Raw genomic sequence first — 9,254 nt, 5'->3', positions numbered from 1 at the left:
TGCCTGGAGGGTCTCGGCGCCCGTGATCTTCCCGCCGCTGACGGTGACACGGACCTGCACGGGCCCGTACTGGGTCTGCGCGACGGTGCCGGTGAGCGTCTGAGCGCCCCCGCCGCTGCCCTCATCGCCGCTGCCCTCATCGCCGGAGCCCTCGTCGCCCGAGCCCTCTCCGGCGGAGGCGGACCCCGCCGCCACCTTGTCCAGTGCCGACTGCAGCGACTTCGCGTATCCGGCGCTGGTGTAGGTGGCGCCGGACACGGCGTCGATGTCGGCGTTGCCGGCGGCGACGGCGGCCTGGTTGAGCTTGGGTACGGCGTTGGCGGTGATCTGGTCGCTCTGCCCGCCCTTGGGCGCCTGCACGGCCTCGGCGCCCGTGATCCTCCCGCCGTTCACCGTGAGCCTGACCTGCACCGGGCCGTACTGCGTAGTCGCCGCGTCACCCGTGACCGTGCCGGCCCCCGCGCCCCGGCCGCCCTGCGGCGACTGCGCGGCCACCGGTGGCGCCGCGCCGCCCGCCGCCGAGGCGGAGCCCGGGTCGGACGCCGGTTTCAGCGACAGCAGCAGCACGATCCCGGACACGGTCGCGGCGCCGGCGAGCACGGCACGCCGAACGGGGTGGCTTTTCCTCATCTGTCCTGGACTCCTGATGTCCGTCGCTCACATCTCGAACGACTCGTGATGGATACGGCGGGCGGGGACTCCCGCGCCGCGCAGTGCCTCGTACACCGACTGGGCGAAGCCGGGCGGCCCGCACAGGAAGACGTCGTGACGCTCGACGTCCGGGATCTTGCGGCTCAGGGACTCCGCCGAGATGTCGGGGCGCTCCCCGTCCGGACTGTTGACCGCGTACATCAGCCGGGCCCCGCGCTCGTCGGCGATCCCGGCCAGCTCGTCCCACAGGGCCAGGTCCTGAGTGCTGTTGGCCCGGTAGAGCAGGGTGATGTCGCCGGACGCGCCGGGCAGTGTCTCGAACAGCGCCCGCATCGGCGTGATCCCCACCCCGCCCGCCACCAGCAGCACCTTGCCGCGGCTGCGGCGCTGCGCGGTCAGGGCGCCGTACGGGCCCTCCGCCCATACCCGGGTGCCGGGCTCCAGCTCGCGCAGCCGGGCGCTGTGGTCGCCGATCGCCTTCACGGTGATCCGCAGCATGTCCGGGCGCGGCGCCGCCGACAGCGAGTACGGGTGCGAGCTGAACCGCATCCCCGGCGCCAGGAACCGCCAGCGGAAGAACTGCCCGGCCTCCGCGCCCATCCGGTGCAGCCGGCGCCCGCCGATCAGCACCGACACGATCCCGGGCGTCTCCTCGATCACCGCTTCGACCCGCATGCGGTGCCGCAGGTTGAGGCGGAGGGGGGTCAGGACGCGGTACCAGAGGACCAGCGCGGTCACCGTCCCGTACAGCGCGTACCAGACGGTCTTCGCGACCGGCTCGACGGCGAAGTCGTTGCCGGTGGTCAGCTGGTGCCAGAAGGTCAGGAACACCGCCACGTAGGTGAGCAGGTGCACGTGGTACCAGGCGTCGTACGGGATCCGGCGGCGGACCGGGCCGACGGACAGCAGCCCGATGAGGACCAGCAGTCCGGTGCCGATGGCCGCCTTGCCCATGTCCGGCAGCTGGTTCACGGAGCTGACCGTCTGCTGCACGATGTCGCCGAGGCCCTTGCCGGCCTGGGCGGCGTACCCCCACATGATGAGGAAGACGTGGGCGAGGATCAGACAGAGCGTGTAGCGGCCGGTCATGGCGTGCCAGCGGGCGACCCGGTCGGAGCCCACCCGCCGCTCCAGCGCCGGCACGCGCGCCATCTGGAGCACCACCAGTGCCATCAGGTACCCGGCGAGCAGACCGGTGATCCGGCCCGCGTTGAGGATCATGCCGGTCTGGTCGGAGATGGCGGGCGTGTTGCGCCACCACAGCCACAACACGCCCGCCGCGCCCGCCCACACGGCGAGCAGCAGGGGGACGGCGGGGGAGCGGCGCGGACGAATGCGCCGCATCGTCTGACGGCGGGCGGCACGGCCGCCGGCGAGCGTGGTGGTCACGGTTCCTCCGTGGGGACTTGGCCCTTGGCCCACAGATACGCGCCGCACCCCCGGAGCGTTCAGCCCGTGCCGGTACTGCCGCTTCCGTTCAGTAGCGCGTGATCGCCGTCGCCCCGCCCGAGGTGCCGATCGCGATGTGCGGCCGGGCCTCCGGGTCCGCCCACCGCAGGATGCGGCGCATCGCCTCCGCCGGCACCGACACGCAACCGGCCGTCGCTCCTCGCCCGTTGACGTGCAGGAAGATGCCCGCGCCGCGTCCGCGCACCGGGCGGTGGTAGTTGAAGCCGACGACGAGGGCGTGCGCGTACTGCGCCGTGTAGGTGATCAGGTGCTCGGCCTCGGCGGCGCGGCAGTCGGCGGGGCGCGGTTCGGTCCAGCGGTTGTAGGCGCGGGAGGCGTTGTCCTGGCACCACCAGGAGTCCTGGCGCACCGGGCGGTATCGGTACGCCGTCCCGCGCGGCGCCGCCCGGATGCCGAAGGCGTACGGCAGGTCGTACAGGCCGGTCGGGGTGGTGTTCGTGCCCTGTTCGCGCGTTGCCCCGTCGGCCAGCCCGTTGGCCCCGAAGCGGGCCGGCGCGGAACCGGCCTCCACCCACCGGCCGCCGCCCCTGCGGTCCCACCAGGTGACCCGGCCTTCGGTGGAACCGGTCCGCGGGGCGACCGCGGTGATCAGCTGGGTGCCGCCGCCGGTGTCCGCCATCCGGGCCGGCAGCGGCCGGGGAGCGGGCCCGCCGGCGGGCGCGGCACCGAGCAGGAGGAGGGAGGCGGAGACGAGGACGGCGAGGACACCGGGGCGCATGGGTCAGACGGTAGACGGGGGCAGCGGCAGCGGCAGCCCGGGGAGGCCGTCCATGCTCGTCGCGATGTGCTCCTTCTTGGTGAAATACGCGCTGAGCGAGGCGTCGTCCTCGCGGGCGAACCGCTTGCCGTGCAGGTCCCGGTCGCTCTCGTACGCCATGAAGGGGACGGCGTAGCCGCAGCTGTCGCGGACGAGTTCGGCGGTGACCACGATGATCGCGCGCAGCCCGTGCTCGGTGGTGTCGATGTCCGGGAAGTGGGTGAGCAGTTCCGGGAAGCGGGGGTCGTCGCGGAAGACCGGCTCGCCGCGGCCGTGCACCCGGACGATGTTCGGCGGCCCCTGGAAGGCGCACCACATGAGCGTGATCCGTCCGTTCTCGCGCAGGTGGGCGACGGTCTCGGCGGTGGAGCCGGCGAAGTCGAGGTAGGCCACGGTGAGTTCGTCGAGCACCGCGAAACTGCCCGTGAGGCCCTTGGGGGACAGGTTGACCGTGCCGTCGCCGGCCAGGGGAGCCGTGGCGGTGAAGAAGAGGGGCTGTGCCTCGATGAAGGTGCGGAGTCTGCCGTCTATGCGCTCATAAGTCTTTCCCATGACTAACGATTATGGGTCCCCGTCGTGCGCCTGTCCGAGGAATTTCCGCTGGTCCCGGTATGCGGACGCGTTTTCCGCACACTTCCGGCGCGCCCGTGGCCGCCCCGGCCGGCGTTTCGCGGGGCGGCCACTGCGCCTGCGCGCGGCCGGGGATACGGGAAGGCTGGTCCCCGTGTTCAGTCGGACCCCGCCGGATTGACGAATCATGCGGACCTCTGCATAATCATGCATGCCACCGGAGGTAGCCGTGCGGAGGCGGTGGCACCACAACGGCCCAGAGGAGCGACCCAAGTGAGCAGTAACAACGGTGATGTCCGGCTCTGGGGCGGCCGTTTCGCCGACGGTCCCGCCGAGGCCCTGGCGAAGCTGTCCGCGTCCGTCCACTTCGACTGGCGGCTCGCGCCCTACGACATCGCCGGTTCGCGCGCCCACGCGCGTGTGCTCCACAAGGCGGGGCTGCTCACCGAGGACGAGCTGACCCGGATGACCGACGGCCTCGACCGGCTGGAGGCCGACGTCGCCGACGGCTCCTTCGTCGGCACCATCGCCGACGAGGACGTGCACACCGCCCTGGAGCGCGGCCTGCTGGAGCGGCTCGGCCCCGACCTCGGCGGCAAGCTGCGCGCCGGGCGGTCCCGCAACGACCAGGTCGCGACCCTCTTCCGCATGTACCTGCGCGACCACGCCCGGACCGTCGGCGGACTGATCGCCGACCTCCAGAACGCGCTGGTCGGCCTCGCCGAGGCCCACCCCGACGTGGCGATGCCCGGCCGCACCCACCTCCAGCACGCCCAGCCGGTGCTCTTCGCCCACCACGTCCTCGCCCACGTCCAGGCGCTCTCCCGGGACGCGGAGCGGCTGCGCCAGTGGGACGAGCGCACCGCCGTGTCGCCGTACGGCTCGGGCGCCCTGGCCGGTTCCTCGCTCGGCCTGGACCCGGAGGCGGTCGCGAAGGACCTCGGCTTCGAGCACGGCAGCGCCGGCAACTCCATCGACGGCACGGCCTCCCGCGACTTCGTCGCCGAGTTCGCCTTCATCACCGCGATGATCGGCGTGAACGTCTCCCGGATCGCCGAGGAGATCATCATCTGGAACACGAAGGAGTTCTCCTTCGTGACCCTGCACGACGCCTTCTCCACCGGCTCGTCGATCATGCCGCAGAAGAAGAACCCGGACATCGCCGAGCTGGCACGCGGCAAGTCCGGCCGTCTGATCGGCAACCTCACCGGCCTGATGGCCACCCTCAAGGCCCTCCCGCTCGCGTACAACCGCGACCTCCAGGAGGACAAGGAGCCGGTCTTCGACTCCATCGACCAGCTGGAGGTCCTGCTCCCCGCCTTCACCGGCATGATGGCCACCCTCACCGTGCACCGCGAGCGCATGGAGGAGCTGGCGCCGGCCGGGTTCTCGCTCGCCACCGACATCGCCGAGTGGCTGGTCAAGCAGGGCGTGCCGTTCCGCGTCGCGCACGAGGTGGCCGGCGAGTGCGTGAAGGCCGCCGAGGCCGAGGGCAAGGAGCTGGACGAGCTGACCGACGAGCAGTTCGCGGAGATCTCCGCCCACCTGACCCCCGAGGTGCGCACCGTCCTCAACGTCCCCGGCGCGCTCGCCTCCCGCAGCGGCCGCGGCGGTACGGCACCCAGCGCGGTCGCCGTCCAGCTCGCCGAGGTCAAGGCGGACGTGGCCGGCCAGTACGCGTGGGCGAACGCCGAGAAGTAGCAGCCGGTGTGCCCGAGGGGCATCGCGGTTACGTTGGTCAACAGCTCAGCAGCTTCCACAGCTTCAGCAGCCGACCGAACGGAGCCCGCGATGCCCTTCGCCCGCCTGGCCGCGGCCACGACCCCCACCTGCCACATCGGCCTGGGTCTCGCCGCCGTCGGCCGCCCCGGCTACATCAATCTCGGCCGTGACCGGGACCTGCCGGCCGACCGCAGCGTCGAGGCGATGCGCGAGCGCACCCACGACGTCCTCGACGCCGCCTACGCGCAGGGGGTCCGGTACTTCGACGCGGCCCGCTCCTACGGGCGCTCGGAGGAGTTCCTCGCCGACTGGCTCCGGGAGCGTCCCGACGTGGACGACGTGGTCGTCGGCAGCAAGTGGGGGTACACCTACACGGCCGACTGGTCGACCGACGCCGAGCGGCACGAGGTCAAGGACCACGGCGTGGCGACGTACGTGCGCCAGCGCGCCGAGACCGACGCCCTGCTCGGCGACCGGCTCGACCTCTACCAGATCCATTCGCTGACCCCCGACAGTCCGGCCCTCACCGACAAGGAACTGCACGTGAAGCTGGCCGAGGCCGCCGCGCGGGGAGTCACCGTCGGCTTCTCCACCAGCGGTCCCGCCCAGGCCGACGCGATCCGTGCCGCGCTCGCCGTGACCGTCGACGGCGAACCCCTCTTCCGTACCGTCCAGTCGACGTACAACGTGCTGGACACCTCCGCCGGGCCCGCCCTGGCCGAGGCGTACGAGGCCGGGCTCACCGTGATCGTCAAGGAGGGCATGGCCAACGGCCGCCTCGCGGAGCCGCATGCGCCGGGGGCCCTGAAGGCCGTGGCGGAGGAGACCGCCCTGGGCTGCGACGCGGTCGCCCTCGCGCTGATCCTGCGGCAGCCCTGGGCCGGTGTCGTCCTCTCCGGCGCCGCGACCGTGAACCAGCTCGGCTCCAACCTGCACGCCGCCGCCGTAGACCTCGACGGCGACCAGGTGGCGCGCCTCGGCGCACTCGTCGAGGACCCGCACGCCTACTGGGCGCGGCGCGGGCAGCTGCCCTGGCACTGACTGCCCCCGCAGGGCGGTCTCGGTCATGAGGTGAGTCACGCGTGCCCCGTGTGAGACAAAGTTGTCTCACACGGGTTATCGTTGTCTCATGGCTGTTGACCGTGACCAGGTACTGCGCAGTGCCGCCGCCCTGCTGACCCGCAGAGCCACCGCGACCATGGACGAGGTCGCCAGGGCGGCCGGGCTGAGCCGGGCCACGCTGCACCGGCACTTCGCCGGGCGCGACGCCCTGGTCCGGGCGCTGGAGTCCCTCGGCATCGCCGAGTGCGAGGCCGCCCTGGACGCGGCCCGTCTCGACGACGGGCCGGCGGCCGACGCGGTGCGCCGGCTCGTGCGCGAGATCGAGCCCGCCGCCGGCCTGCTCGCCTTCCTCTACACCGAGAACCAGCTGTTCGAGGGCGAGGAGCAGAACGAGGGCTGGGCCCGCATCGACGCCCGGATGGCCGCGGTGTTCCGCCGCGGTCAGGAGAACGGCGAGTTCCGCATCGACCTCACCCCCGCCTGGCTCACCGAGGCGCTGTACGGCCTGCTGGGCGCCTGCGCCTGGGCCGTGACCGAGGGCCGTGTGGCCCGCAACGACTTCACCCACATGATCGTCGAGCTGCTGCTCGGCGGCGCACTTCGGAGAGAGTGAACCATGACCAGCACCCTGCAGTCGGCGCAGTCGAACGAGGCGGTGAAGCGCCCCGGCCGCTGGCTCGCGCTGTCCGTCCTCGTGCTGGCCGTGCTGCTGGTGGCCGTCGACGCGACCGTTCTCGGTCTCGCGACCCCCTACATCAGTGAGGACCTCGCGCCCTCCGGCACCCAGTTGCTCTGGATCGGCGACGTCTACTCCTTCGTCATCGCCGGCCTGCTGGTGTCCATGGGCAGCCTCGGCGACCGCATCGGCCGCAAGCGCATCCTGCTCATCGGCGCCACGGCGTTCGGCGCTGTCTCGGTCCTCAACGCCTACGCGTCCACGCCCGAGCTGATGATCGTCGCCCGGGCCCTGCTCGGCGTCGCGGGCGCCACCTTGATGCCCGCCACCCTCGCCCTGATCCGCAACCTCTTCCACGACCCGCGCGAACGCAGCCTCGCCGTGGGCATATGGGGCGCCGCGGCCTCGGCCGGTGCGGCGGTCGGCCCGGTCGTCGGCGGTTTCCTGCTGGAGCACTTCTGGTGGGGCTCGGTCTTCCTCATCAACCTGCCCGTGATGGCCGTCCTGGTCGTCGTCGGCATCAAGCTGCTGCCCGAGTCCCGCAACCCGAACCCGGGCCCCTGGGACCTGCTCAGCGTCACCCTCTCGCTGGTCGGCATGGTCGGCGTCGTGTACGCCGTCAAGGAGGCCGCCGCGCACGGGTTCGCGTGGGCCACGCTCGCCGCGGGTCTGCTCGGCGCCGCCGCGCTCCACGGCTTCGTCCGCCGCCAGTTGACCATGCCGGTCCCGCTGCTCGACATGCGGCTGTTCCGCAACCGCGGCTTCAGCGGCGCGGTCCTGGCCGACCTGCTGACCATCCTGGGCCTGTCGGGGCTGGTGTTCTTCCTCTCCCAGTACCTGCAACTCGTGCAGGGCAGGCGGCCGTTCGAGGCGGGCCTGGCCGAACTGCCCGCCGCCATCGGCGCGGTGGTGGCCGGCCTGATCGCCGGCCGTGCGGCCCGGCGCTTCTCGGTCCGTGCCGTGGTCTGCGGCGGTCTCGCCGCCGTGGGTCTCGCGCTGGCCGCGCTGACCGTCGTCGGCCAGAACACCGGCTATCCGCTGCTCGGCGCGGTCCTGCTCGTCGTCGGAGTGGGCGCGGGCTTCTCGTTCACCGTCACCGCCGACGTGATCCTGTCCAGCGTGCCGGGCGAACAGGCGGGAGCCGCCTCCGCGGTCTCGGAGACGGCGTACGAACTCGGCGCCGCCCTCGGCATCGCGGTGCTCGGCTCCATCGTGACCGGCGTCTACCGCGACTTCACCGGCCCGGACGGCACCCCGGCCGCGGCACACGAGTCGCTGGGCGGCGCGGTGGAGGCCGCCTCGGACCTCCCCGAGCACACGGCCGAGGCCCTGCTGGACGCCGCCCGCCAGGCCTTCGTCGACGGCCTGACCCACGCGGCGGGCGTCGGCGCGGCCGTCCTCCTGGCCGCCGCCGTGGCGTCCTGGTTCCTGCTGCGTGGCCAGCGCCTGGAGGACGGGGTGGAACACCCGTAGGAAGCGGGCCGACTCGGCCGGGCGGGCCGTGTCGGCCGGGCGGGCCGTGTCGGCCGAGCCGCCCCATCGTCGCCGGGACGCCGCCAGGCGTCCGCAACGCACGGACGGCGGACCGCTCGACGAGCGGTCCGCCGTCCGTTTCCGTACGCTTCGCGGCCCTACGCCGCCTTCGCCTTGCTCGCGTACATGTCCACGTACTCCTGTCCGGACAGCCGCATGACCTCGGTCATCACGGAGTCGGTCACGGCCCGCAGGACGTAGCGGTCGCGGTCCATGCCCTCGTAGCGGGAGAACTCCATCGCCTCGCCGAAGCGCACCGTGACCTTGCCCGGCCGGGGCAGGCCCGCGCCGCCCGGCTGGAGCTTGTCGGTGCCGATCACGGCGAACGGGACGACGGGGGCGCCGGTCATCAGGGTGAGCCGGGCGATGCCGGTGCGGCCGCGGTAGAGGCGGCCGTCTGGGGAGCGGGTGCCCTCCGGGTAGATGGCGAAGACCTTGCCCTCGTCCAGCACGCGGCGGCCGGTCATCAGCGCCGCGACCCCGCCCCGGCCGCCGTCCCGGTCGACCGGGATCATGCCGACGCCGGTGAAGAACCAGGCCATCAGCCGTCCCTTGAGGCCCTTGCCGGTGACGTACTCGTCCTTGCCGATGAAGAAGACCTGCCGGTCGCACTTCAAGGGCATGATCACCGAGTCGATGAAGGTGAGATGGTTGCCGGCCAGGATCACCGGACCGTCGCCCGGGATGTTCTCCACGCCCTCCACCTGTGGGCGGAACATCAGGCGCATGATCGGGCCGAGCACTGCCTTGATGAGCGCGAAGCGGGACAACGGGTCCTCCGGTGTCGGGGATGCGGTATGAGTCTGTGCAGGT

General features: G+C 72.4%; 9 protein-coding genes. 4 read left to right on the top strand and 5 right to left on the bottom strand.

From position 1 onward, the window contains the following. From EBH09_RS06405 to EBH09_RS06390, 4 genes are all read right to left on the bottom strand, one after another. The coding region (locus tag EBH09_RS06405) for an FMN-binding protein (protein WP_193776134.1) at positions 1–630 on the bottom strand (630 nt) is incomplete at its 3' end. 27 nt (positions 631–657) lie between these two features. After that, positions 658–2,040, bottom strand: a complete 1,383-nt coding sequence (locus tag EBH09_RS06400) for a ferredoxin reductase family protein (RefSeq protein WP_193776133.1) — start codon at positions 2,038–2,040, stop codon at positions 658–660. Positions 2,041–2,128: 88 nt separating this feature from the next. Further along, entirely contained in the window at positions 2,129–2,839 is a 711-nt protein-coding gene (locus tag EBH09_RS06395) for a L,D-transpeptidase family protein (RefSeq protein ID WP_121745970.1), read from the bottom strand. Between the two features lie 3 nt (positions 2,840–2,842). Then, a complete protein-coding gene (locus tag EBH09_RS06390; RefSeq protein ID WP_121745969.1) occupies positions 2,843–3,430 on the bottom strand; it encodes a pyridoxamine 5'-phosphate oxidase family protein in 588 nt (195 codons plus the stop codon). Positions 3,431–3,721: 291 nt separating this feature from the next. Here EBH09_RS06390 and argH point away from each other — a divergent pair, with 291 nt between their 5' ends. From argH to EBH09_RS06370, 4 genes are all read left to right on the top strand, one after another. Continuing rightward, positions 3,722–5,149, top strand: a complete 1,428-nt coding sequence (gene argH / locus EBH09_RS06385; RefSeq protein ID WP_121745968.1) for an argininosuccinate lyase — start codon at positions 3,722–3,724, stop codon at positions 5,147–5,149. A 90-nt stretch (positions 5,150–5,239) separates the two neighbouring features. Next, the gene (locus EBH09_RS06380) at positions 5,240–6,211 is read left to right on the top strand and encodes an aldo/keto reductase (RefSeq protein ID WP_121745967.1); all 972 of its coding nucleotides are present in this window, start codon (positions 5,240–5,242) and stop codon (positions 6,209–6,211) included. A gap of 88 nt (positions 6,212–6,299) precedes the next feature. Next, positions 6,300–6,845, top strand: coding sequence for a TetR/AcrR family transcriptional regulator (locus EBH09_RS06375; RefSeq protein WP_121745966.1), 546 nt, complete (start codon positions 6,300–6,302; stop codon positions 6,843–6,845). 3 nt (positions 6,846–6,848) lie between these two features. Next, positions 6,849–8,381, top strand: coding sequence for an MFS transporter (locus tag EBH09_RS06370; RefSeq protein ID WP_121745965.1), 1,533 nt, complete (start codon positions 6,849–6,851; stop codon positions 8,379–8,381). 158 nt (positions 8,382–8,539) lie between these two features. Here the strand turns inward: EBH09_RS06370 and EBH09_RS06365 are convergent, their stop codons facing one another. Continuing rightward, positions 8,540–9,211, bottom strand: a complete 672-nt coding sequence (locus tag EBH09_RS06365) for a lysophospholipid acyltransferase family protein (protein WP_121745964.1) — start codon at positions 9,209–9,211, stop codon at positions 8,540–8,542. Positions 9,212–9,254: the final 43 nt, after the last annotated feature.

The organism is Streptomyces sp. E2N166 (assembly GCF_003671715.1).
In the GTDB taxonomy this organism is placed as follows: domain Bacteria; phylum Actinomycetota; class Actinomycetes; order Streptomycetales; family Streptomycetaceae; genus Streptomyces; species Streptomyces thinghirensis.
This window is presented reverse-complemented; position numbering and strand designations above follow the sequence as displayed.

Bases quoted from the DNA above. Each gene is read 5' to 3' on its own strand.
- EBH09_RS06395 (WP_121745970.1), bottom strand. From the start codon at position 2,839: ATGCGCCCCGGTGTCCTCGCCGTCCTCGTCTCCGCCTCCCTCCTCCTG.
- EBH09_RS06390 (WP_121745969.1), bottom strand. From the start codon at position 3,430: ATGGGAAAGACTTATGAGCGCATAGACGGCAGACTCCGCACCTTCATC.
- EBH09_RS06380 (WP_121745967.1), top strand. From the start codon at position 5,240: ATGCCCTTCGCCCGCCTGGCCGCGGCCACGACCCCCACCTGCCACATC.
- EBH09_RS06375 (WP_121745966.1), top strand. From the start codon at position 6,300: ATGGCTGTTGACCGTGACCAGGTACTGCGCAGTGCCGCCGCCCTGCTG.
- EBH09_RS06370 (WP_121745965.1), top strand. From the start codon at position 6,849: ATGACCAGCACCCTGCAGTCGGCGCAGTCGAACGAGGCGGTGAAGCGC.